Annotated in this window: 20 protein-coding genes; 9 read left to right on the top strand and 11 right to left on the bottom strand. The window is 68.5% G+C overall.

From position 1 onward, the window contains the following. Positions 1 to 20 precede the first annotated feature (20 nt). The 8 genes from ABWV53_RS01065 to ABWV53_RS01030 all read left to right on the top strand — a co-directional run bounded on the left by ABWV53_RS01065 (position 21) and on the right by ABWV53_RS01030 (position 9,478). On the top strand, positions 21 to 1,286 hold the full coding sequence (locus ABWV53_RS01065; RefSeq protein WP_353362037.1) for a mechanosensitive ion channel family protein: 1,266 nt from the start codon (positions 21 to 23) through the stop codon (positions 1,284 to 1,286). Positions 1,287 to 1,449: 163 nt separating this feature from the next. Further along, the gene (locus ABWV53_RS01060; protein WP_353362035.1) at positions 1,450 to 2,199 is read left to right on the top strand and encodes an electron transfer flavoprotein subunit beta/FixA family protein; all 750 of its coding nucleotides are present in this window, start codon (positions 1,450 to 1,452) and stop codon (positions 2,197 to 2,199) included. A gap of 26 nt (positions 2,200 to 2,225) precedes the next feature. Continuing rightward, the gene (locus ABWV53_RS01055; protein WP_353362033.1) at positions 2,226 to 3,170 is read left to right on the top strand and encodes an electron transfer flavoprotein subunit alpha/FixB family protein; all 945 of its coding nucleotides are present in this window, start codon (positions 2,226 to 2,228) and stop codon (positions 3,168 to 3,170) included. Between the two features lie 75 nt (positions 3,171 to 3,245). Continuing rightward, positions 3,246 to 5,036 (top strand): acyl-CoA dehydrogenase, encoded by a 1,791-nt coding sequence (locus tag ABWV53_RS01050; RefSeq protein ID WP_353362031.1) that lies wholly within the window; start codon positions 3,246 to 3,248, stop codon positions 5,034 to 5,036. Positions 5,037 to 5,129: 93 nt separating this feature from the next. Beyond that, positions 5,130 to 6,086, top strand: a complete 957-nt coding sequence (locus tag ABWV53_RS01045; protein ID WP_353362029.1) for an NAD(P)H-dependent flavin oxidoreductase — start codon at positions 5,130 to 5,132, stop codon at positions 6,084 to 6,086. A gap of 184 nt (positions 6,087 to 6,270) precedes the next feature. Continuing rightward, positions 6,271 to 7,464: an acyltransferase family protein gene (locus tag ABWV53_RS01040; RefSeq protein ID WP_353362027.1), complete on the top strand. Its 1,194-nt coding sequence runs from the start codon at positions 6,271 to 6,273 to the stop codon at positions 7,462 to 7,464. Positions 7,465 to 7,527: 63 nt separating this feature from the next. After that, entirely contained in the window at positions 7,528 to 8,646 is a 1,119-nt protein-coding gene (locus tag ABWV53_RS01035; protein WP_353362025.1) for a PA0069 family radical SAM protein, read from the top strand. A gap of 235 nt (positions 8,647 to 8,881) precedes the next feature. Then, positions 8,882 to 9,478, top strand: a complete 597-nt coding sequence (locus ABWV53_RS01030; RefSeq protein WP_353362023.1) for an HAD family hydrolase — start codon at positions 8,882 to 8,884, stop codon at positions 9,476 to 9,478. A gap of 22 nt (positions 9,479 to 9,500) precedes the next feature. Here the strand turns inward: ABWV53_RS01030 and ABWV53_RS01025 are convergent, their stop codons facing one another. The 4 genes from ABWV53_RS01025 to ABWV53_RS01010 all read right to left on the bottom strand — a co-directional run bounded on the left by ABWV53_RS01025 (position 9,501) and on the right by ABWV53_RS01010 (position 14,458). Then, complete coding sequence (locus ABWV53_RS01025) at positions 9,501 to 11,249, bottom strand: phosphoethanolamine transferase (protein WP_353362021.1); 1,749 nt, start codon at positions 11,247 to 11,249, stop codon at positions 9,501 to 9,503. Positions 11,250 to 11,453: 204 nt separating this feature from the next. Continuing rightward, positions 11,454 to 12,347 carry an S-formylglutathione hydrolase gene (fghA, locus tag ABWV53_RS01020; protein WP_353362019.1) on the bottom strand — a complete coding sequence of 298 codons (894 nt, stop codon included), beginning with the start codon at positions 12,345 to 12,347 and terminating at the stop codon, positions 11,454 to 11,456. Further along, positions 12,344 to 13,294: an alpha/beta fold hydrolase gene (locus ABWV53_RS01015; protein WP_353362017.1), complete on the bottom strand. Its 951-nt coding sequence runs from the start codon at positions 13,292 to 13,294 to the stop codon at positions 12,344 to 12,346. Before ABWV53_RS01015 ends, fghA begins: the two co-directional genes overlap by 4 nt. A 54-nt stretch (positions 13,295 to 13,348) precedes the next feature. Continuing rightward, complete coding sequence (locus tag ABWV53_RS01010) at positions 13,349 to 14,458, bottom strand: S-(hydroxymethyl)glutathione dehydrogenase/class III alcohol dehydrogenase (protein WP_353362718.1); 1,110 nt, start codon at positions 14,456 to 14,458, stop codon at positions 13,349 to 13,351. A gap of 226 nt (positions 14,459 to 14,684) precedes the next feature. On the opposite strand from ABWV53_RS01010, the gene ABWV53_RS01005 reads away from it, so the two are divergent. Then, positions 14,685 to 15,701, top strand: coding sequence for a GlxA family transcriptional regulator (locus tag ABWV53_RS01005; RefSeq protein WP_353362015.1), 1,017 nt, complete (start codon positions 14,685 to 14,687; stop codon positions 15,699 to 15,701). 193 nt (positions 15,702 to 15,894) lie between these two features. On the opposite strand, the gene ABWV53_RS01000 is transcribed toward ABWV53_RS01005, so the two are convergent. The 7 genes from ABWV53_RS01000 to ABWV53_RS00970 all read right to left on the bottom strand — a co-directional run bounded on the left by ABWV53_RS01000 (position 15,895) and on the right by ABWV53_RS00970 (position 21,895). After that, entirely contained in the window at positions 15,895 to 17,205 is a 1,311-nt protein-coding gene (locus ABWV53_RS01000) for a citrate synthase (RefSeq protein WP_353362013.1), read from the bottom strand. A gap of 18 nt (positions 17,206 to 17,223) precedes the next feature. After that, positions 17,224 to 17,520: an FAD assembly factor SdhE gene (locus ABWV53_RS00995; RefSeq protein WP_353362011.1), complete on the bottom strand. Its 297-nt coding sequence runs from the start codon at positions 17,518 to 17,520 to the stop codon at positions 17,224 to 17,226. A 13-nt stretch (positions 17,521 to 17,533) separates the two neighbouring features. Then, a complete protein-coding gene (locus ABWV53_RS00990) occupies positions 17,534 to 18,235 on the bottom strand; it encodes a succinate dehydrogenase iron-sulfur subunit (RefSeq protein ID WP_353362008.1) in 702 nt (233 codons plus the stop codon). 28 nt (positions 18,236 to 18,263) lie between these two features. Then, positions 18,264 to 20,072: a succinate dehydrogenase flavoprotein subunit gene (gene sdhA / locus ABWV53_RS00985; protein WP_353362006.1), complete on the bottom strand. Its 1,809-nt coding sequence runs from the start codon at positions 20,070 to 20,072 to the stop codon at positions 18,264 to 18,266. Between the two features lie 33 nt (positions 20,073 to 20,105). After that, positions 20,106 to 20,471, bottom strand: coding sequence for a succinate dehydrogenase, hydrophobic membrane anchor protein (gene sdhD, locus ABWV53_RS00980; RefSeq protein WP_353362004.1), 366 nt, complete (start codon positions 20,469 to 20,471; stop codon positions 20,106 to 20,108). Between the two features lie 45 nt (positions 20,472 to 20,516). Beyond that, complete coding sequence (sdhC, locus tag ABWV53_RS00975; RefSeq protein WP_353362002.1) at positions 20,517 to 20,951, bottom strand: succinate dehydrogenase, cytochrome b556 subunit; 435 nt, start codon at positions 20,949 to 20,951, stop codon at positions 20,517 to 20,519. Between the two features lie 152 nt (positions 20,952 to 21,103). Further along, on the bottom strand, positions 21,104 to 21,895 hold the full coding sequence (locus ABWV53_RS00970) for a GntR family transcriptional regulator (RefSeq protein WP_353362000.1): 792 nt from the start codon (positions 21,893 to 21,895) through the stop codon (positions 21,104 to 21,106). Between the last annotated feature and the right edge of the window lie 145 nt (positions 21,896 to 22,040).

The following is a 22,040-nucleotide window of genomic DNA, read 5'->3' as shown; positions in this document are numbered from 1 at the left end:
ATGCCCCGAGACTCCCGCCCATGGAAGCCCTGCACGCGCTGATCCACGATTTCAGCCAGTCCCACACCTGGATCGAAGTGGCCTTGCTGGCGGCCTGCCTGGCGCTCGCGTACGGGGCCAGCCGCGTGCTGGGCCGCCAGCAGCCGCCCGATTCGGTGTGGTTCGGCCGCCGCACGGTCGATGGGCTGATGTTTCCGCTGCTGGCGCTGGCCCTGGTCTATGCCGCCCGCGTGGGCATGGAGACATTGCTGCAGCCCGTCTTCCTGCTACGGGTGGCGGTGCCGGTGCTCAGTTCGCTGGTGTTGATCCGGTTCTTCGCACGCATCCTCGCCAACGCGTTTCCCCGGTCGGCGGCCATGCGGCTGTTGGAGCGCATCGTCTCGTGGCTGGCCTGGGGAGTGGCGGTGCTCTGGATCGTGGGGCTGCTGCCGGCGGTGCGCGCCGAGCTGGCGGGCGTCGCCATCCACTTCGGCAAGTCCCAGGTCACGGCGCTCACGCTGATCGAGGGCTCGCTCTCCGCCACCGTGGTCATGCTGCTGGCCCTGTGGCTGTCTTCCACCCTGGAGCGGCGCCTGCTGGACCGCACGATCGTGGATCTTTCCATGCGCAAGGTGGCGGTGAACGCCACGCGCGCGATGCTGCTGCTGGTCGGCCTGCTGTTCGCGCTCTCGGCCGTGGGCGTGGACCTGACGGCGCTTTCGGTGCTGGGCGGCGCCGTCGGCGTGGGCCTGGGCTTCGGGCTGCAGAAGCTCGCGTCGAACTACGTGAGCGGCTTCGTCATCCTGCTCGAACGTTCGCTGCGCATCGGCGACAACGTGCGCGTCGATGGCTTCGAGGGGCGCATCACCGACATCAAGACCCGCTACACGCTCATCCGCGCCGGCAGCGGGCGCGAATCCATCGTGCCCAACGAAACGCTCATCACGCAGCGGGTGGAGAACCTCTCGGACGCCGACCGCAAGTTCAACGTCACCACCAACATCGTCGTGGGCTACGACAGCCAGGTGGCTCAGGTGCAGCAGATCCTGTGCGACGCCGCCGCCGCGCAGCCGCGTGTGCTCAAGGAGCCGCAGCCGGTCGCCTACCTGGTCAACTTCGCGCCCGACGGACTGGAGTTCAGCCTCAACTTCTGGGTCAGCGACCCTTCGGCCGGCACCGTGAACCTGCGCTCGGACATCAACATCGCCATCCTGGAAGGCCTGCGCGCGGCCGGCATCGACATTCCCTATCCGCAGCGTGTCGTGCAGATCAAGGGCACCGCCGCTGAGCCGCAGGCGACAGCCTGAGCAGCTGCGGCCAGGGCTATAATCCAGAAAAAGCACGATCGTTCTTTTTTATGGCCCTGACGGCGGCAATGCCGCCTGGGGCCGGGCGCCGCGCCGGCGGACCCTAGAATGGTTCGGTTTACGTAACGTCAATTCAACCAGCAGGAATGAAGGAGCCGCAGCAATGAAGATTTTGGTCCCGGTCAAGCGCGTGGTGGACTACAACGTGAAGGTCCGCGTGAAGTCGGACGGCACGGGCGTGGACATCGCCAACGTCAAGATGAGCATGAACCCCTTCGACGAAATCGCGGTGGAAGAAGCCGTGCGGCTGAAGGAAAAAGGCGTGGCCACCGAAGTCATCGCCGTGAGCTGCGGCGACGCCAAGTGCCAGGAAACGCTGCGCACCGCCATGGCCATCGGCGCGGACCGCGGCATCCTGGTGGAAACGACGGAAGAGCTGCAGCCGCTCGCCGTCGCCAAGTTGCTCAAAGCCCTGGTGGACAAGGAGCAACCCCAGCTCGTCATCCTCGGCAAGCAGGCCATTGACGACGACTCCAACCAGACCGGCCAGATGCTCGCGGCCCTGGCCGGCCTGCCGCAGGCCACCTTCGCCTCCAAGGTCGAAGCCCAGGGCGACACCGTGAACGTCACCCGCGAAGTCGACGGCGGCCTGGAAACCCTCGCGCTCACGCTGCCCGCCGTCATCACCACCGACCTGCGCCTCAACGAGCCGCGCTACGTCACGCTGCCCAACATCATGAAGGCCAAGAAAAAGCAGCTCGACACCGTCAAGCCCGAAGACCTGGGCGTGGACGTCAAGCCGCGCCTGAAGACCCTGAAGGTGGCCGAGCCCGCCAAGCGCGGCGCCGGCGTCAAGGTGCCCGACGTCGCCGCCCTGGTCGACAAGCTCAAGAACGAAGCCAAAGTGATCTGAACAGACTGAGACAAGGAATACACGACATGACCGCACTCGTCATTGCAGAACACGACAACGCCGGCATCAAGCCCGCCACCCTCAACACCGTCACCGCAGCTCTCGCCTGCGGCGGCGACGTCCACATCCTCGTGGCCGGCCAGGGCGCCGACGCCGCTGCCCAGGCCGCAGCCCAGATCGCAGGCGTTGCCAAAGTCATCCAGGCCGACGGCGACAGCCTCAAAGACGGCCTCGCCGAGAACATCGCCGCCCAGGTCCTCGCACTCCAGGGCAATGGGGCAGGCAACTACAGCCACATCCTCTTTCCCGCCACCGCCGGCGGCAAGAACGTGGCGCCCCGCGTCGCCGCCCAGCTCGACGTCGCGCAGATCAGCGACATCACCGCCGTGGTGAGCGCCGACACCTTCGAGCGCCCCATCTACGCGGGCAACGCCATCGCCACTGTGCAAAGCAGCGACCAGACCAAGGTCATCACCGTGCGCACCACCGGCTTCGACGCCGCCGCCGCCACGGGCGGCAGCGCCGCCGTGGAAAGGGTGGACGCCGCAGCCGACTCCGGCAAGAGCCAATTCGTCGGTCGCGAAGTCACCAAGAACGACCGGCCCGAACTGACGGCCGCCAAGATCATCGTCTCGGGCGGCCGGGCGCTGGGCAGCGCGGAGAAGTTCAACGAAGTCATGACGCCGCTGGCCGACAAGCTGGGCGCGGCCATCGGCGCGAGCCGCGCGGCAGTCGACGCGGGCTACGCCCCGAACGATCTGCAGGTGGGCCAGACGGGCAAGATCGTGGCGCCGCAGCTCTACATCGCGGCGGGCATCTCCGGGGCGATCCAGCACCTGGCGGGCATGAAGGATTCCAAGGTGATCGTGGCGATCAACAAGGACGCCGAGGCGCCGATCTTCAGCGTGGCCGACTATGGGCTGGAGGCGGATCTGTTCACGGCCGTGCCGGAACTCGTCAAGGCACTCTGACTTTCAGCGTTGGCTGATGAGGGCATCGTTCGCGATGCCTTTTTTTCGACAATTTTTGCCCCGGAGACAACCACCATGAGCTACGTCGCCCCCGTCAAGGACATGCTTTTCGCCATCGAGCACCTCGCCGGCATCGAGCAGGTCGCGCAACTGCCCGGCTTCAAGGAAGCGGGCCTGGACACGGCCCAGGCCGTGCTGGAGGAATGCGCCAGGTTCACCGGCGGCGTGGTGGCGCCGCTCAACGTGGTGGGCGACCGCAACCCGTCTTCGTGGAAGGACGGCGTGGTCACCACCACGCCCGGCTTCAAGCAAGCCTTCCGCCAGTACGCCGAGGGCGGCTGGCAGGGCCTGCAGCACCCGGTCGACTTCGGCGGCCAGGGCCTGCCCAAGACCATCGGCGCGGCCTGCAGCGAGATGCTCAACAGCGCCAACATGAGCTTCGCGCTGTGCCCGCTCTTGACCGACGGCGCCATCGAGGCGCTGATCACCGCAGGCAGCGACGAGCTCAAGGCCACCTACCTGGAAAAGCTGGTCACCGGCCAGTGGACCGGCACCATGAACCTGACCGAGCCCCAGGCCGGCAGCGACCTGGCGCTGGTGCGCACGCGGGCGGAGCCGCAGGGCGACGGCAGCTACAAGGTCTTCGGCACCAAGATCTACATCACCTACGGCGAGCACGACATGGCGGAGAACATCGTGCACCTGGTGCTGGCCCGCGTGGCCGGCGCGCCGGAGGGCGTCAAGGGCATCAGCCTGTTCGTGGTTCCGAAGTTCCTGGTGAACGCGGACGGCACCCTGGGCGCGCGCAACGACGCGCACTGCGTCTCCATCGAGCACAAGCTGGGCATCAAGGCTTCGCCCACGGCGGTGCTGCAGTTCGGCGACAACGGGGGCGCTGTGGGCTACCTGGTGGGCGAGGAGAACCGCGGCCTCGAATACATGTTCATCATGATGAACGCCGCCCGCTACGCCGTGGGCCTGCAGGGCATCGCGATTTCCGAGCGCTCCTACCAGCAGGCGGTGCAGTACGCCCGGGAGCGGGTGCAGAGCCGCCCGGTGGACGGCAGCCTGCCCGGCAGCGCGACCATCATCCACCACCCGGACGTGCGCCGCATGCTGATGACGATGCGCGCCGTGACTGAAGGCTGCCGCGCCATGGCCACCACGGCGGCCGCGGCCTACGACGCGTCGCACCACCATGCCGATGACCAGGTGCGCCAGGCCAACACGGCGTTCTATGAATTCATGGTGCCCCTCGTCAAGGGCTACAGCACCGAGATGAGCCTGGAAGTCACCAGCCTGGGCGTGCAGGTGCACGGCGGCATGGGCTTCATCGAGGAGACGGGCGCCGCCCAGCACTACCGCGACGCGAAGATCCTGACCATCTACGAAGGCACGACCGCCATCCAGGCCAACGACCTGGTGGGGCGCAAGACGGCACGCGACGGCGGCCGCACGGCCCGGGCCATCGCCGCGCAAGTCGAAAAGACCGAGGCCGACCTGGCCGCCAGTGGCAGCGCCGACGCGCAGGCCGTGGCCCGCCGCCTGAAGGACGCGCGCGAAGCCTTCACGCAGGTGGTGGAGTTCGTGGTGGCGCATGCCAAGTCCGACCCCAACGCCGTCTTCTCCGGCAGCGTGCCCTACCTGATGCTGGCCGGCAACCTGATGGCCGGCTGGCAGCTGGGCCGGGCGCTGCTGGCGGCCGAGAGCCTGTTGCCCGAGGGACAGGACGAAGCCTTCCTGCGCGCCAAGATCACCACGGCGCGCTTCTATGCCGACCACCTGCTGGTGCGCACCGGTGCGCTGCGGGACGCCATCGTGGAAGGCGCGGCCAGCGTGACCGCGCTGCCGCTGGAAGCCTTCTGACTGCATTTGCTATTGAATCGATAGCTGCATGCGCTTGTAGAAAAAGCGCTGCAGCCTGATTTGGCTCGAACTACAACCATTCAAGGAGACCTCATGTCCCGTCTGCCGCCCGTGCTGCAAAAGCTCTCGCTGCCCGTCATCGGATCGCCGCTCTTCATCATCAGCAACCCGCAACTGGTGATCGCCCAGTGCAAGGCCGGCATCGTCGGCTCCATGCCCGCGCTGAATGCCCGCCCGGCCGAGCTGCTGGACGAATGGCTGGCCGAGATCACCGAGGCGCTGGCCGCGCACGACCGCGCCCACCCCGAAAGCCCGGCCGCGCCCTTCGCCATCAACCAGATCGTGCACAAGAGCAACGACCGGCTGGAGCACGACATGCAGGTCTGCGCCAAGTACAAGGTGCCGATCGTCATCACCAGCCTGGGGGCGCGCGAGGACGTGAACCAGGCCGTGCACGCCTGGGGTGGCGTGGTGATGCACGACATCATCAACAACAAGTTCGCCCACAAGGCCATCGAGAAGGGCGCCGACGGCCTGATCGCCGTGGCGGCGGGCGCTGGCGGCCACGCGGGCATCAAGAGCCCGTTCGCGCTGATCCAGGAGATCCGCCAGTGGTTCGATGGGCCGCTGGCACTGTCCGGCTCCATCGCCTCGGGCGGCGCCATTCTGGCGGCGCAGGCCATGGGCGCCGACTTCGCCTACATCGGCTCGGCCTTCATCGCCACGCACGAGGCGCGCGCACAGGAGGCCTACAAGCAGGCCGTCGTCGCCAGCAACTCGGACGACATCGTCTACAGCAACCTCTTCACCGGCGTGCACGGCAACTACCTGGCGCCCTCGATCCGCGCCGCCGGGCTGGACCCGGAGAACCTGCCCGTGTCCGACCCGAGCGCCATGAACTTCGGCGGCGGCGCGCAAAAGGCCTGGAAGGACATCTGGGGCTGCGGCCAGGGCATCGGCGCCATCGACCGCGTGACGGGCGCGGCGGAGCTGGTGGAGCGGCTGCGCGCCGAATACCAGGCGGCCCGCGCCCGCTTGTCCATTTCCTGAACCAAAAGCGGCTCCAGCGCTGGTCCTATCAGCGCTGGTAGCTATTAGAATCATAGCAATCAGGCCGGGCTTCCGGCCCGGTGCGGCGCGGTGCTTCAAGGCCCGCGCCGTTTTTGCGTGCGCCTCGCCCCGGTGGCCCCTGCCGTGCCGTACCCGGGGCGGCACGCCACGCCGCCCACCTGCCATGTCCGCTTCCCCCCGCCATTCATCCATCGACACCCTCAAGGGCCTGGCCTGCGCCGCCATCGTCTGGCACCACCTGGCGTTCTACGGCCCCATGTCCGACATCGCCCAGCCGCTGGCGCCGGCGCTGATGGCGGCGCTGAGCCAGCACGGGCGGCTCGCGGTGCAGGTGTTCCTGGTGCTGGGCGGCTATCTGGCCGCCGCCAGCCTGGCGCCGGCCGGGGTGGCGCGGTTCGAGGCGGCGGGCACGCAGATCGGGCGGCGCTTCGTGCGGCTGGTGGTGCCCTACGCCGTTGCGCTGGCCGCCGCCTTGCTGGCCGCGGCAGCCGTGCGGCCCTGGCTGGGCGACCACCCGTCGGTGCCCGGTGAGCCGAGCCTGGCGCAACTGCTCGCGCACGCGGTGCTGCTGCACGACGTGTTCGGCGAAGAGGCGCTGTCCGCCGGCGTCTGGTATGTGGCCATCGACTTCCAGCTGTTCGCATCGGCCGTGCTGCTGATGGCGGCGGCGCGGCGCTGGGGCGGGACGCCGGAGCGCGCGGCCGCCATCGGGCGCGGCGCGGTGGCGCTGGCCTGCGCGGCGTCGCTCTGGTGGTTCAACCGCCAGCCGGGCCTGGATGCGTGGGCCGCGTACTTTTGGGGCGTCTACGGGATGGGCATGCTGGCCTGCTGGGCGGCGCGCTCTCCCCGGCACGGCGCGCTCTGGCTGGGCGGCATCGCCCTGCTGGGCGCGGTGGCGCTGTGGCTGGAATGGCGCGACCGCATCGCGCTCGCCTGGATCACGGCGATGGGACTGGCCGTGTGCATGCGGCCGACGGGCGCGCCCATGTCCACGCCCGCGCCCGCCGGCCCGGCGCCGACGCCTTGGGCCCTCAGGGGGGGCGCGGTGTGGGGCGCGGTGTGCGGCCTGGTGTGCGGCGGTGTGCAGTCGCTGGGCCGCATCGCCTATTCGGTGTTTCTGGTGCACTTTCCGGTCTGCCTGGTGGTGAACGCCGTGGTCAGCCAGGCGGCGCCCCGGTCGCCGGGATGGAATGCGCTGGGCATGGTGGCAGCCTTCGCGCTCTCGATCGCCGCCGGGCGGCTGCTTTACCAGCGGGTCGAATCGCAGCTGGCCACCTGGACGATCGCCATCCGCTGGCAGGCCGGGCTCGTCGGGCTGGGCTGGGCGGTGATCTGGGCCAGCCGGGTGCTGCGCTAGCCAGCCAGGGTTTCTGGCCATCGGCATATACTGTGGTTTTGAACAGTATTTCAGCCGATCGCCATGTCCGAGGTCCGCATTCCCGTCGCTGCCGTCAAGGGCCGGGGCATCGCCACGGCCACGGCGCACCGCTTCGCCCCGGACACCCGCGGCGCCTTCGACGACGGCTGGGGCACGCTGGAAGAAGCCCACGCTGACGGCGAGGCCACGGCCCCGCCCGCCACCCAGGTCACGCTGGAAACCGCGCGCAGCGCGCTCACCCGCAACGACTCGCCCGACATCTTCTTCGACCAGGCGGTCAACCCCTACCGGGGCTGCGAGCACGGCTGCGTCTACTGCTACGCCCGGCCCACGCACAGCTACCTGAACCTCTCGCCCGGGCTCGACTTCGAGACCCGCATCATCGCCAAGCACAACATCGCCGAGTTGCTGCGGGCCGAGCTGGCCCGCCCGGGCCACGTGCCCACCGCCATCAACATCGGCTCGGCCACCGACTGCTACCAGCCGGTGGAGCGCGAGCTGCGCCTGACCCGCGCCCTGATCGAGGTGCTGGGCGAGGCGCGGCACCCGTTCTCGCTCATCACCAAGTCCAGCGGCGTGGAGCGCGACCTCGACCTGCTGGCCCCGCTGGCGCATAGCCGCCTGGCCGCTGCCTATGTGACCATCACCACGCTCGACGCCCGCCTGGCGCGCCTGCTGGAGCCCCGCGCCGCCGCGCCCCACCGGCGGCTGCGCACCATCCGCGCCCTGGCCGATGCCGGCGTGCCGGTGGGCGTGAGCGTGGCGCCGCAGATTCCCTTCCTCAACGAAGACATGGAGCAGGTGCTGCAGGCGGCGCGGGACGCGGGCGCCACCTCGGCCTTCTACACCGTGCTGCGGCTGCCCTGGGAGCTGAACCCGCTGATGCGCGACTGGCTGGCGCTGCACTACCCGCAGCGCGCCGCCCGCGTGCTGGCCCGCGTGCAGGACCTGCACGGGCTGGACGAGGCCGCCCGCAGCGCCGGCAAGGCCTACCGCGCCGATGCGGCGAGCCGCATGAAGGGCACCGGCCTCTGGGCCGATCTGCTGCGCCAGCGCTTCGTCACGGCTTGCCGCCGCCTGGGCCTGAACCGCACGCGGATCGAGCTGGACACCTCGCAGTACCGGCCGGCGCTGGCACGCGGCCAGGCCTGCCTCTTTTAGGCCGCCATGCGGCGCGTGCCGTGGCGGTGCGTGCCCCGCACCCGCCGGGTGCATCGCCCGGGCCGCGCCACAAACTGCGTGCGGCGCGGGGCAAAACGCAATTCGGTGCCGCCGCGGGGGGCGCGATCAGCGCCGGCCCGGCGCGGGCCGCTCCTAAGCTCTGGCCATGCGCCCGGCGTTCGTCGCTCGCCGGGCATTCCCCTTTTTCTTTACCTCTTACTGCAGGAGCGGTTCCATGGCATTGCGCGATTTCAAGGTGCTCACCTTCGACGTGGTCGGCACGCTCATCGACTTCGAGGGCGGCATGCTCGCCTACCTGCGCCGTGCGGCGCCGGGCCATCCGGTCACGGACGACGCCTTCCTCGCCGCCTACCGCGCCGCCCGCAAGCAGGAGGGCACGGGCTGGTACCCCGACGACCTGGAGCGCTGCTGGCACGTGGTGGCGCAGGCGCTGGGCCTGCCAGACAGCGACGCCCTGGCGCGCGGCCTGCGCGATTCCGTCGCCGACTGGCCGGCCTTCCCTGATTCGGTGGAGGCGCTGCAGCAGAGCGCGCAGCTGCGGGCGGGCAAGGCAGGCACGGACGCGCCCTTCGTTCGCGGGCACCGCATCGAGCTGCTCAGCGCCGCCGTAGAGCCCCTGCGGCCGCAGCTGGGCGAGGCCCGGTTCCGGCGCGTGCTCCAGGCGCTGTCGCTGGTCTACGGGACCGAGGTGTTCCTGGTGCTCAAGGACATCTGGCACCTGGACGCCGGCGAGATCTGCGAGGTCGCGCGGTGGACGGCGCAGGCCATCCTGCGGCAGGCGCAGCAGGACGCGTCGCAGGACGCCGGATGAACCCGGATGTTCGCCGCGGTGGCTAGCCGTTCGCCCCTGGGGCGCCGCCCTGGCAGCCACTGAAAAGGTCCAGCTGCGGCTGATACGCGCCCGTCTGCACATCCATCAGCCCCAACACCGAGTGGAAGTAGTTGTCATGGCTGATGCGCCTGTCGCCCATGGCCGAGCGCAGGCAGGCCAGCTGCACGCCGGTGCGCTGCTGCATGGCCGGCGACAGCCAGGTGATCCAGGGCACGTGCTTTTGCACATCGGGGGCGATGGCGTAGGGCAGGCCGTGCAGGTAGATGTTGTTCTCGCCCAGCGACTCGCCGTGGTCGGCCACGTACATCATCGCGGTCTGCGCGTCGGCCGAGCGGCCCTGCAGCCAGCGGATGGTGGCGTTCAGGAAGTGGTCGGTCTCCACGATGCTGTTGTCGTAGGCGTTCAGCAGCTGCTGCTGGCTGCACTCCTGCAGGCTGACCGAGCCGCATTCGGGCTGGAACGTCTTGCGCGACGGGTCGGAGCGGCGGAAGTAGGCCGGGCCATGGCTGCCGATCTGGTGCAGCACCACCACCGTGCCGCGTGCGCGCTGCTCGGCCGGCAGCGCGGCGATGCGCTCTTCCAGGCCGCGCAGCATGACCTGGTCGAGGCATTCGCCATCGGGGCAGAGGCCGGGCACGTTGGACGAAGCCGTGTTGCTCTCGCCGGCCCGGTCGCACACGCCCTTGCAGCCGCCCTGGTTGTCCACCCACAGCACGGCCAGGCCCGCGTGCTGCAGCAAGTCGATCAAGCCTTCGTAGCGCGCGCTGCGGGCCTCGTAGCCTGCCTTGCCCAGGTGCGAGAACATGCACGGCACCGACGCGGCCGTGCTGGTGCCGCACGACCAGGCGTTGCGGGCGGTGACGAGGTCGTCGCGCGCCGACAGCTCGGGCGTGGTCGGCCGGCCATAGCCGTTGAGCGCGAAGTTGCCGCTGCGGCCCGTCTCGCCCAGCACCAGCATCAGCAGGGGCGGCTTGGTCTGGCCGGCGTAGCTGGCGCCCAGGCGGGCGTCTGCGCCGACGGGGATGAGCGGGCCGCTGTCCTGCCGGAAGGGCCGCGCCACGAGGTTGCCCACCGCATACACGCTGTTGAGCGGGTTGATCATGTAGCGCAGCTGCGTGTGGTTGCGCATGGCCGACGAGAAGGGCTGGAACACGGCCAGCAGGCACAGCACGCCCAGGGCGAGCGCGCCCAGCACCAGCCACGCCTGGTGCGCCACCCGCCGGCCCCAGGGCAGGGCGCGCACGCGCTGGCGCTTGAGCCACCAGAGCGGCGGCCCGGCCAGCGCCAGCACGGTGAGCGGCAGGCGCCAAGTGAAGAGACCCGCCGCTTCGTGCGCGTCGGTCTGCAGCACGTTGGTCAGCATGTGGGTGTCGATCACGATGCCGTAGGCCGACATGAAGTAGCAGCCGAAGGCCGCCGCCAGCACGGCCAGGGCCAGCACCGGCTTGAGCGTGAACCGCCATGCCAGCAACCCGAGCACGGCAACGGTGCCTGCCCACACGATGAGCATGAACGCGAGCACGAACCCTAACCGGCCGAGGCCGTGTTCCCCCGGCAGGGCCAGCACAGCCCGCCACAGGGGCACGTTGCAGGCGGTGGCCAGCCAGAGGCTGACAAGAGCGATCACCCGTGCAGGATGCAGGGCGGCAGCGGGGAGGCCGGACGGGGTGGAAAGCGGGGCCGAGGCAGGGGCCTGGCCCGTCGCCGCAGGCGGGCGGCGCAGCGCGAGAGGGAACGCGATCAGGGACATGGGCCGCGATTCTTGCGGCCGGCCCTTAACGGCACATTAAGGGGGTGACGTGGGGCGGCAGTGCCTGGCCTGGCAGACGGCAGGCCATGCATGGTGCGCCGGTGGTGCTATGTTTTCAATAGCTGCTAGCCCAATTGCGGCGGGCGATGCAGGCATATTCCGATGGGAAATTGTGCCTTGGGCCGGCGTGGGCCGGGCCCCGCCTCAGCGCTGCAGCGCGCTGGCGTGGTGCCGCAGGTGGTCTTCCATGAAAGTCTGGATGAAGTAGTAGCCGTGGTCGTAGCCGGCGTGCCGGCGCAGCGTGAGAGGTTGCCCGATGGCCTGGCAGGCGGACTCGAACAGATGCGGATGCAACTGGTCGGCCAGGAATTTGTCGGCCAGGCCCTGGTCGATGAGGATGCCGCCGGGATAGGGTGCGATGGGCTGGTTCTCCATCAGCACCGTGGCATCGTGTTCGGCCCAGGCCCCGCGGTCGGGGCCGAGGTAGCCGGTGAAGGCTTTCTCGCCCCACGGGCATTGCGTGGGCGCGCAGATGGGCGCGAAGGCCGAGAGCGAGCCGAACACGCCCGGGTGCCGCAGGGCCAGGGTGAGGGCGCCGTGGCCGCCCATCGAGTGTCCGAAGAGGCCGATGCGGTCGCCCGCGATGGGCTGGTGCCGGCGCAGCAGCGGCAGCAGCTCGCGCATCAGATAGCTTTCCATGCGCCAGTGGGTGCGCCAGGGTTCCTGCGTGGCGTCGAGGTAGAAGCCCGCGCCGATGCCGAAGTCCCAGCTGGCGGTCGCGCCTTCCAGCGACTCGGCCGCTGGGCCGCGCGGGCTGGTGTCGGGCGCGATGAGAGCCAGGCCCAGCTCGGCCGCCAGCCGCTGCGCGCCGGCCTTGACCATGAAGGTTTCCTCGTTGCAGGTGAGCCCCGCGAGGTAGACGAGTGCGGGCACCGGCCCTTGCTCGGCCTGCGGGGGCAGGTAGACCGACAGCTTCATGGGCAGGCCGATCTCGGTGGATGCATGCTGCAGGAAGAGTTGCCGGCCACCGAACGCGGCGTGGCTCGAGAGGGTGGTGAACGGGGTGGCGGCGGCCGCGTCGGGCGTGGGCTGGGTCATGTGAAATCTTCCGGGTCGTGTTGGCGCACCAGGTGCAGCACGGCGCGGGCGAAGGCGCCCGGCAGCTCCTGGGGCAGGTTGTGGCCGCCGCCGGGCAGCACCCGGTGGACATGCGGGCCGGTGAAGTGGTGGGCGTGCGCGGCGGTGCCCTCGACCGGCATCACGCCGTCGTCGGCGCCGTCCAGCGTGATGGCGGGCACGGTGATGTCGGGCTGCGCGGCCAGGCGCGCCTCGATGGACGCGTAGGCCGGGTCGCCCGGCGCGCCGGGGTGGGCGTGGCGGTGGCGATACGAATGGATCACCACGTCCACGAAGTCGGGGTGGTCGAGGGCGGCGGCGCTGCGCGCGAAGGTGGCGTCGTCGAAGGCCCAGGTGGGCGACCACTGCCGCCACAGCAGCCGGCAGAGCTCGTCCCGATGGGCCTGGAGGCCGGCCCGGCCGCGCTCGGTCTGGAAGTAGTACTGGTACCAGTGGCGATGCTCGTTGGCGGGCGCGGCCGGCTGGCCCGCGGCGGCGATGTGCTGCAGGTTGTAGCCATTGGCGGAAACCAGACCCGCGCAGCGCCCGGGCCAGAGCGCGGCCACCACGCAGGAGGCGCGCCCGCCCCAGTCGTAGCCGGCCAGCACCGCCCGGTCGATGCGCAGGGCATCGAGCAGCGCAAGCAGATCGGCGCCCAGCGCCGCCTGCTCGCCCGAGCGGGGCGTGGCGGCATCGACGAAGCGGGTGGCACCGTAGCCGCGCAGGTAGGGCACGATGACGCGGCAGCCTGCCTCGGCCAGCAGCGGCGCCACGGCTTCGTAGGCATGCACGTCGTAAGGAAAGCCGTGCATCAGCAGCACGGGTGGCCCATCGGGCGGCCCGCTTTCGCAGAAGGCGACGTCCAGCACGCCGGCGCGCACGCGGCGCAGCGAACCCAGGGAGGCGGCAGGCCGCGGGGTGGCGTTCATGGGCGGTTCTCCTGTGACTGGGGGCCTGGTGTGTGGGGCGTTGGCGAAGGGCGATCAGTAATGCACCACCGAGCGGATCGACTTGCCTTCGTGCATCAGGTCGAACGCGTCGTTGATGCCGGGCAGCGGCATGGTGTGGGTGACGAAGGGCTCCAGCTGGATGCGCCCGGCCATGGCGTCTTCCACCATGCCCGGCAGCTCGCTGCGGCCCTTGACGCCACCGAAGGCCGTGCCCAGCCATTTGCGGCCGGTGACCAGCTGGAAGGGGCGGGTGGAGATCTCCTGCCCCGCGCCGGCCACGCCGATGACCACCGACTGGCCCCAGCCCCGGTGCGCGCATTCCAGCGCGGCGCGCATCACGTTCACGTTGCCGATGCACTCGAAGCTGTGGTCCACGCCCCAGCCGGTCATCTCCACGATCACCTGCTGGATGGGCTTGTCGTGGTCCTTGGGGTTGACGCAGTCGGTGGCGCCGAAGGTGCGGGCCAAGTCGAACTTGGACGGATTGGTGTCGATGGCGATGATGCGGCCGGCCTTGGCCAGCTGCGCGCCCTGGATCACGGCCAGGCCGATGCCGCCCAGGCCGAACACGGCCACTGTGTCGCCTTCCTGCACCTTGGCGGTGTTCTTGACTGCGCCCAGACCCGTGGTCACGCCGCAGCCCAGCAGGCACACCTGTTCGGGGTTGGCATCGGGGTGGACCTTGGCGAGCGAGACTTCGGCCACCACCGTGTATTCGCTGAAGGTGCTGCAGCCCATGTAGTGGTAGATGGGCTCGCCGTTGTACGAAAAGCGCGTAGTGCCGTCGGGCATGACGCCCTTGCCTTGCGTTGCGCGCACGGCCACGCACAGGTTGGTCTTGCCGCTCTTGCAGAACAGGCATTCGCCGCATTCGGCGGTGTAGAGCGGGATGACGTGGTCGCCGGGCTGCACGCTGGTCACGCCTTCGCCCACTTGCACCACGATGCCGGCGCCTTCATGGCCCAGCACGACGGGAAAGAGCCCTTCCGGGTCATCGCCCGAGAGGGTGAACGCGTCGGTGTGGCAGACGCCGGTGTGGGTGATCTTGACCAGCACCTCGCCCTTCTTCGGTGGGGCGACGTCGATCTCGACGATCTGCAGGGGTTCTCCGGCCTTGAAGGCGACGGCAGCGCGGGACTTGATGGTCATGGGGTGTTCCTGTAGGGCGTGGAGGGAGGCGCCGGTGGAGGCCGGGGCCTGGCGCACATGGGTGCGCGCGGTGACCTGTGACTTTAGGCCATCCGTCGGCGCGGGCGGGGCCATTGGCCGCATGCGCCGCGGGGTTGGCCGAATCCCACGGTGCCCGCCATGGCCGGGCATGGCGCCTATAGTCGCTGGCTCCGCCCATCGCATCGCCCAGCGCTCACCCATGGAACCGCACCGCCACAGCAGCACGCCGCACCTTGTCGACCTCGTCGTCTATCCCGGCTTCAAGGCCCTGGAGGCGGTGGGGCCCATGTCGGTGTTCGACTATGCCAACGTGCACCTGCGCCGGCATGGCCGGCCCGATGGCTACGCGGTGCGGGTGGCGGCGGCCCAGGCCGGGCCGGTGCGCTCGGACACGCTGATGGCACTGGAGGCCACGCATACGCTGGCAGAGCTGGAGCAGCAGGGCGCCGGCTGCACGGTGCTGCTGGTGGGCTCGCGCGATATCGAGCAGGTGCTGGCGGCATCGGCCGATCTGGTGGCCTGGGCGGGGCGCGTGGCGCCCCGGGTGGCCCGGATGATCGCGCTCTGTTCCGGCAGCTTCTTCCTCGCCGAGGCCGGCCTGCTCGATGGCCGCCGCGCCGCCACCCACTGGAGCGTGGCGGGCCTGCTGCGCCAGCGCTACCCGGCCATCGACGTGGATGCCGACGCGATCTACGTGCGCGATGGGCATCTCTGGACGTCGGCCGGCGTGACGGCCGGCATCGACCTGGCGCTCGCGGTGGTGGAGGAAGACTTCGGCCACGATCTGGCGCTGGAGGTGGCACGCGACCTGGTGATGTACCTCAAGCGCCCCGGCGGACAGTCGCAGTTCAGCGTGCAGTTGGCCAGCCAGCGCACGGCCCACCGCGACATCCAGGCCGTGCAGAACTGGGTGCTGGACCACCTGGCCGACCCGATGCCGATGTCCGTGCTCGCGGCCCGCGCGGCAATGAGCGAGCGCCACTTCCGCCGCATCTTCCAGCAGGAAACGGGGCAGACCCCGTCGGCCTTCGTGGAATCGGCACGGCTGGAGGGCGCGAGGCGGCTGCTGGAGTTGCAGGTGTCGCTGCCGCTCAAGACCGTGGCGGCGCGGGTGGGCCTGGGCTCCGAGCAGGCCCTGCGCCATCTGGTGGTGCGGCATCTGGGCATCACGCCGCAGGCGTACCGTGAGCGCTTCGGCGGGCCGGCCCGGCGTTGAACGCGATGCGGCGGGCTCTGGTGCCCGCTTTCGATCGGCGCGGGCCACTGCCGGGGCCGGCCATGCCGCCGGATACGCGGCGCCCATGAAAACAGCCCGCGGGCATCGCTGCCGGCGGGCTGGAGTCGGTCGGGCGGTGGAGCGCCGCGCCAAGCCGGCCCCGGGGGCCGGCCGGACAGCGCTCAAGGCGCCATCAACGCGTGCCGATGGGCTGCACGTCGCGGCGCTCGGCGCCGACGAACAGCTGGCGTGGGCGGCCGATCTTGTACTCGGGGTCGCCGATCATTTCGTTCAGCTGGGCGATCCAGCCCACCGTGCGGGCCAGGGCGAACACGCCGGTGAACAGGTTCACCGGAATGCCGATGGCACGCTGGACGATGCCGGAGTAGAAGTCCACGTTCGGGTAGAGCTTGCGCTGCACGAAGTAGTCGTCTTCCAGGGCGATCTTTTCCAGCTCCTTGGCCAGGGCGAACAGCGGGTCCTTTTCCAGGCCCAGTTCGGCCAGCACTTCGTTGCAGGTTTCCTGCATCAGCTTGGCGCGCGGGTCGTAGTTCTTGTAGACGCGGTGGCCGAAGCCCATCAGCTTGACGCCGGAGTTCTTGTCCTTGACCTGCTTGATGAACTCGCCGATCTTCTCCACGCCGCCCTGGGCCTGGATGTCGTGCAGCATGTTCAGCGCCGCTTCGTTGGCGCCGCCGTGGGCCGGGCCCCAGAGGCAGGCCACACCGGCGGCGATGGCCGCGAACGGGTTCGTGCCGGAGGAGCCGCACAGGCGCACCGTCGAGGTGGAGGCGTTCTGCTCGTGGTCGGCGTGCAGGATGAAGATGCGGTCGAGCGCGCGTTCCAGCACGGGGTTGACCTTGTACTCTTCGCACGGCGTGCCGAACATCATGCGCAGGAAGTTGCCCGAGTAGCTCAGGTGGTTCTGCGGGTACATGTACGGCTGGCCCACGCCGTACTTGTAGGCCATGGCGACCAGCGTGGGCATCTTGGCGATCAGGCGGATGGCCGAGATCTCGCGGTGCTGCGGGTTGTTGATGTCGGTGCTGTCGTGATAGAAGGCCGACAGGGCGCCCACCAGGCCCGTCAGCACGGCCATCGGGTGCGCGTCGCGGCGGAAGCCACGCAGGAAGAACTGCATCTGCTCGTTGACCATCGTGTGGTTGGTCACGCGGCTGTTGAAATCGGCCTTCTGCGATTCGTTCGGCAGTTCGCCGTTCAGCAGCAGGTAGCAGGTTTCCATGAAGTCGCAGTGGGTGGCGAGCTGCTCGATGGGGTAGCCGCGGTACAGCAGTTCGCCCTTGTCACCGTCGATGTAGGTGATGGAGGACTGGCATGCAGCCGTCGAAAGGAAACCGGGGTCGTACGTGAACATGCCCGTCTGCGCGTACAGCTTGCGGATGTCCACCACGTCGGGGCCGATGCTGCCCTCGTACACGGGCAATTCCACGCTGGGACTGCCATTGCTGAACGATAGCGTTGCCTTGTTGTCTGCCAGTTTCATTTCAGGTTCCTTCTGTTGTTAGCCCGCAAGCGCAGGTGAGGGGGCCGCCACCCGGGGGCGCAGCTGTTCGAGCACGGACTTGACGTTCGGCGTATTGAGGTCGCCTGCCAGTTCCTTGCGCCGAAGCAGCAGGTCCAGCAGGTCGTTGTCGGCCAGATCCATCAGTGTCGCGAGACCTTGCGCCTGGCTGGCAGTCAGGCGCGAGCCGTAGGTGAGGAAGAACTGTTCGATGAACAGATCGTTCTCTACCAGACCGCGGCGGCAGCGCCACTTCAGCTTCGCTGCCTCGCGTTCATCCAGCAATTCTTCAGGCATCGGTGCGTCCGGGTCAGACGGTGCGGCGCACCATCAGTTCCTTGATCTTGCCGATGGCCTTGGTGGGGTTGAGGCCCTTGGGGCACACGTCCACGCAATTCATGATGGTGTGGCAACGGAAGAGCCGGTAGGGGTCTTCCAGGTTGTCCAGGCGCTCGCCCGTGGCTTCGTCGCGGCTGTCGGCGATGAAGCGGTAGGCCTGCAGCAGGCCAGCGGGGCCGACGAACTTGTCGGGGTTCCACCAGAAGCTGGGGCAGCTGGTCGAGCAGCTGGCGCACAGGATGCACTCGTAGAGGCCGTTCAGCTCGTCGCGCTCTTCGGGCGACTGCAGGCGTTCCTTCTCGGGCGTGATGCCTTCGGTGATGAGGTACGGCTTGATGGAGTGGTACTGCTTGAAGAACTGCGTCATGTCCACGATCAGGTCGCGGATCACCGGCAGGCCGGGCAGCGGCTTGAGCACGATGGTGCCCTTGAGCGTGTTCATGTTGGTGAGACACGCCAGGCCATTCTTGCCGTTGATGTTCATCGCGTCCGAGCCGCACACGCCTTCGCGGCAGGAGCGGCGGAACGAGATCGACGGGTCTTGTGCCTTCAGCTTGACCAGGGCGTCCAGCAGCATGCGCTCGTGGCCGTCGAGTTCGATCTCGACGGTCTGCATGTAGGGCTTGGCGTCCTTGTCCGGGTCGTAGCGGTAGATTTGGAAAATGCGCTTCATGGGGGTTCTCTCGTGAGGCTGCGGGGGATCAGAACGTGCGGACCTTCGGAGGCACGCTGTCCACCGTCAAAGGCTTGAGGTTGACCGGCTTGTAGGTGAGGCTGTTGTCAGCGCTATGCCACAACGTGTGCTTCATCCATTCCTTGTCGTTGCGGCCCAACGGGAAATCGGGGTGGTCGGCCGGGTGCTCGTAGTCGTACACCGTATGCGCGCCGCGGCATTCCTTGCGGGCTGCGGCGGACGTCATCGTGGCCTGGGCCACCTCGATGAGGTTGTCCACTTCCAGCGCTTCCATGCGGGCGGTGTTCCACACCTTGGACTTGTCCTTCAGGGTGATGCCGCTCACGCGCTCGCGGATGGCGTTGATCTTGAGCACGCCCTCGTCCATGCTGTCCTGCGTGCGGAACACGCCGGCATGCAGTTGCATCGACGAGCGGATGTCGTTGGCGACGTCCTGCGCGTAGGTGCCTTCCTTGGAGTCCTGCAGCTGGTTCAGGCGGGCGAGGGTGCGGTCGGCGCCGTCCACCGGCAGCGGCTTGTGTTCGCCGCTCTTCTTGACCATGTCGACGATGTGGCGGCCGGCCGACTTGCCGAACACCAGCAGGTCGAGCAGCGAGTTCGTGCCCAGGCGGTTGGCGCCGTGCACGGACACGCAGGAGCATTCGCCCACGGCGTAGAGGCCGTTCACCACCTGGTTGTGCACGTCGCCGTTCTGGATGACGACCTGGCCGTTGATGTTCGTCGGGATGCCGCCCATCTGGTAGTGGATGGTGGGCACGACGGGGATCGGCTCCTTTGTGATGTCCACGTTGGCGAAGTTGACGCCGATCTCGTACACCGAAGGCAGGCGCTTGTGGATGGTGTCCGCGCCCAGGTGGTCGAGCTTGAGCAGCACGTAGTCCTTGTTGGGGCCGCAGCCACGGCCTTCCTTGATTTCCTGGTCCATTGAGCGCGAAACGAAGTCGCGCGGGGCCAGGTCCTTCAGGGTGGGCGCGTAGCGCTCCATGAAGCGCTCGCCGTTGCTGTTGAGCAAGATGGCGCCTTCACCCCGGCAGCCTTCGGTCAGCAGCACGCCCGCGCCGGCCACGCCGGTGGGGTGGAACTGCCAGAACTCCATGTCCTGCAGCGGGATGCCGGCGCGCGCCGCCATGCCCAGGCCGTCGCCGGTGTTGATGAAGGCGTTGGTGGAGGCCGCGAAGATGCGGCCCGCGCCGCCGGTCGCCAGCAGCACGGCCTTGGCCTGCAGGGCGTACAGCTCGCCGGTTTCCAGCTCGAGCGCCATCACGCCGACCACGTCGCCGGAGGCGTCGCGGATCAGGTCCAGGGCCATCCATTCGACGAAGAAGTTCGTCTTGGCCTTCACGTTCTGCTGGTAGAGCGTGTGCAGCATGGCGTGGCCGGTGCGGTCGGCCGCCGCGCAGGCGCGCTGCACGGGCTTTTCGCCGTAGTTGGCGGTGTGGCCGCCAAAGGGGCGCTGGTAGATGGTGCCGTCCGGGTTGCGGTCGAACGGCATGCCGAAGTGTTCCAGCTCATACACCACCTTGGGTGCTTCGCGGCACATGAACTCGATGGCGTCCTGGTCGCCCAGCCAGTCGGAGCCCTTGATGGTGTCGTAGAAGTGGTAGTGCCAGTTGTCCTCGCTCATGTTGCCGAGCGATGCCGACACGCCGCCCTGCGCCGCCACGGTGTGCGAGCGGGTGGGGAAGACCTTGGAGAGCGAGGCCACGTTCAGGCCCGCGCGGGAGAGTTCCAGCGCGGCACGCATGCCGGAGCCGCCCGCGCCGACGATGACGACGTCGAATTTGCGGGTGGTGATGTTCGCTTTGGTGTAGCTCATTGTTTTTGCTCTTTCAGTCGCGGGGGAATCGGGTCAGAGGCGCCAGAGGATCTGGACACCCCAGCCGGCGCAGCCGACGAGCCAGAAGATCGTGACCGCTTGCAGCGCCAGGCGCAGGCCGACGGGCTTGACGTAGTCCATCCAGACGTCGCGCATGCCGACCCAGGCATGCCACGCCAGGCCCACGACGACCGAGAACGTCAGCACCTTCATCCATTGAGCGGAAAAGATCGAAGCCCAGCGGTCATAGCCGATCGGGCCCTTGGTGAGCACCAGCTGGGCCAGCACGACCAGGGTGAAGACAGCCATCAGCACTGCGGTGATGCGTTGGCTGAGCCAGTCGCGCAGGCCGTAGTGGGCACCGACGACGGTGCGCTTGGAACCATAGTTCACGGACATGGGAGATACCTTTGGGTGGGGGATGTGTGCAGGGCGGGTGGCCGGTCAATACAGGCCGAAGAGCTTGGCGGCCAGGATCAGGGTCAGCACGATGCTGATCACCAGCGTGGCCTTGGCCGACTTGTCGCCGAATTCCTTGCTGACGGCGGCGTGGCTGACGTCCATCCACAGGTGGCGCATGCCGGCCGTGAAGTGGTGCAGGTAGGCCCAGATCAAGGCCAGCACCACCAGCTTGATGAACCAGCCGGGCACGAAGCCCAGGCCCGCCGTGAAGGCCGAGGTGAAGCGGCCGAAGGAGATTTCGGACGACACGGACGTATCGAACATCCAAAGCACGAAGGGCAGTAGCACCAGCATGATCACGCCGCTCACGCGGTGCAGGATCGACACCCAGCCAGCGGGCGGAAGGCGGTAGCTGGGCAGGTCCGTCAGGGCGTTGATGTTCCGGAATTCAGGCCGTTTCTTGGCGACTTCAGTCATGTCGAGGGGCTTTCGTGGATGTAACTGCGTTGTAATTGCGCGGGCAAACAACCCAAAATTCTATTGCAATGCAACAACCGCGGGTTCGGACACCGCGTATTTTCGGCGTGCACGGGCTTCTGGGAATGGAAGACGCGAAGAGACCACAACGGTCAGCTCAACTCGTTGCGGTAGTGATGGGTGTCGGTGCGGTAGAGGCCGCGCCGCAGTTCCATCGGAACGTCGTTGTAGGTATAGGCCAGCCGTTCCACGCTCAAAAGCGGGGTCTGCTCGCTCACGCCCAGCGCCTGCGCCTGCGCGGCGTCCGGCAGCACGGCGCGGATCTTTTCCTCGGCGCGGACCATGCGCACGCCGAAGTCGATCTCGAACATGGCGTAGGTGGGGCCCTGGTACTGGGCCAGGCGCTCGCCCGTCAGGCCCTTGAAGGTCTGCCCGGGCAGCCAGATGTCTTCCAGGATGGTGGGCTCGCCGCTGAATGCCAGGATGCGCCGCGCCAGGATCACCGGATCGCCCGCGCGCAGCATCAGCGCACGCGCGATTTCCGCGCTGGCCCGCTGGCGCCGGCATTCCAGCACGTTGCGCTGTGCGGGGCCTTCGTCGTTCGCGTCGCCCACGTCCGGCTGCAGCTTGAGGAAGCGGTACTGCACGTGGCGCTCGGCATGCGTCGCCACGAAGGTGCCCTTGCCCTGGCGGCGCGTCACCAGGTTCTCGGCCGCCAGCTCGTCGATGGCCTTGCGCACCGTGCCCTGGCTCACGCGAAATCGGGCGGCCAGATCCATCTCGCTGGGAATGGCCTCGCCCGGCTTCCACTCGCCCTGCTGCAGGCTCTGCAGGATCAGTCCCTTGATCTGTTGATAGAGCGGGCTGAACGCCGGCGTCGACGCCGCCGGGCCGCCCGCGATGGGGGCGGTGCTGTCGGTGTCGGCGAAGGGGGTGGATGACATGGATGGCGGTGACTTGCGCGGTCAACGGCGAAGGCGGCAGAGCCGTTGCGGGCAGGTAGCGATCATATCTTATATAAGACATAAGACAAATTGGCGCGGCGCCCGATTCGGCAGTACACTCCGAGGCTGTTCTGCAGGGCACGGG

Source organism: Acidovorax sp. FG27, from assembly GCF_040365715.1.
Taxonomy (GTDB): Bacteria; Pseudomonadota; Gammaproteobacteria; order Burkholderiales; family Burkholderiaceae_C; genus Paracidovorax.
Note: the sequence above shows the minus strand (reverse complement) of the source record. Positions and strands in the feature narration are given on the sequence as shown.

Coding starts and splice junctions, on each gene's coding strand:
- ABWV53_RS01065 (WP_353362037.1), top strand. CDS start 21: ATGGAAGCCCTGCACGCGCTGATCCACGATTTCAGCCAGTCCCACACC.
- ABWV53_RS01060 (WP_353362035.1), top strand. CDS start 1,450: ATGAAGATTTTGGTCCCGGTCAAGCGCGTGGTGGACTACAACGTGAAG.
- ABWV53_RS01055 (WP_353362033.1), top strand. CDS start 2,226: ATGACCGCACTCGTCATTGCAGAACACGACAACGCCGGCATCAAGCCC.
- ABWV53_RS01050 (WP_353362031.1), top strand. CDS start 3,246: ATGAGCTACGTCGCCCCCGTCAAGGACATGCTTTTCGCCATCGAGCAC.
- ABWV53_RS01045 (WP_353362029.1), top strand. CDS start 5,130: ATGTCCCGTCTGCCGCCCGTGCTGCAAAAGCTCTCGCTGCCCGTCATC.
- ABWV53_RS01040 (WP_353362027.1), top strand. CDS start 6,271: ATGTCCGCTTCCCCCCGCCATTCATCCATCGACACCCTCAAGGGCCTG.
- ABWV53_RS01035 (WP_353362025.1), top strand. CDS start 7,528: ATGTCCGAGGTCCGCATTCCCGTCGCTGCCGTCAAGGGCCGGGGCATC.
- ABWV53_RS01030 (WP_353362023.1), top strand. CDS start 8,882: ATGGCATTGCGCGATTTCAAGGTGCTCACCTTCGACGTGGTCGGCACG.
- ABWV53_RS01025 (WP_353362021.1), bottom strand. CDS start 11,249: ATGTCCCTGATCGCGTTCCCTCTCGCGCTGCGCCGCCCGCCTGCGGCG.
- fghA (WP_353362019.1), bottom strand. CDS start 12,347: ATGACCCAGCCCACGCCCGACGCGGCCGCCGCCACCCCGTTCACCACC.
- ABWV53_RS01015 (WP_353362017.1), bottom strand. CDS start 13,294: ATGAACGCCACCCCGCGGCCTGCCGCCTCCCTGGGTTCGCTGCGCCGC.
- ABWV53_RS01005 (WP_353362015.1), top strand. CDS start 14,685: ATGGAACCGCACCGCCACAGCAGCACGCCGCACCTTGTCGACCTCGTC.
- ABWV53_RS01000 (WP_353362013.1), bottom strand. CDS start 17,205: ATGAAACTGGCAGACAACAAGGCAACGCTATCGTTCAGCAATGGCAGT.
- ABWV53_RS00995 (WP_353362011.1), bottom strand. CDS start 17,520: ATGCCTGAAGAATTGCTGGATGAACGCGAGGCAGCGAAGCTGAAGTGG.
- ABWV53_RS00990 (WP_353362008.1), bottom strand. CDS start 18,235: ATGAAGCGCATTTTCCAAATCTACCGCTACGACCCGGACAAGGACGCC.
- sdhA (WP_353362006.1), bottom strand. CDS start 20,072: ATGAGCTACACCAAAGCGAACATCACCACCCGCAAATTCGACGTCGTC.
- sdhD (WP_353362004.1), bottom strand. CDS start 20,471: ATGTCCGTGAACTATGGTTCCAAGCGCACCGTCGTCGGTGCCCACTAC.
- sdhC (WP_353362002.1), bottom strand. CDS start 20,951: ATGACTGAAGTCGCCAAGAAACGGCCTGAATTCCGGAACATCAACGCC.
- ABWV53_RS00970 (WP_353362000.1), bottom strand. CDS start 21,895: ATGTCATCCACCCCCTTCGCCGACACCGACAGCACCGCCCCCATCGCG.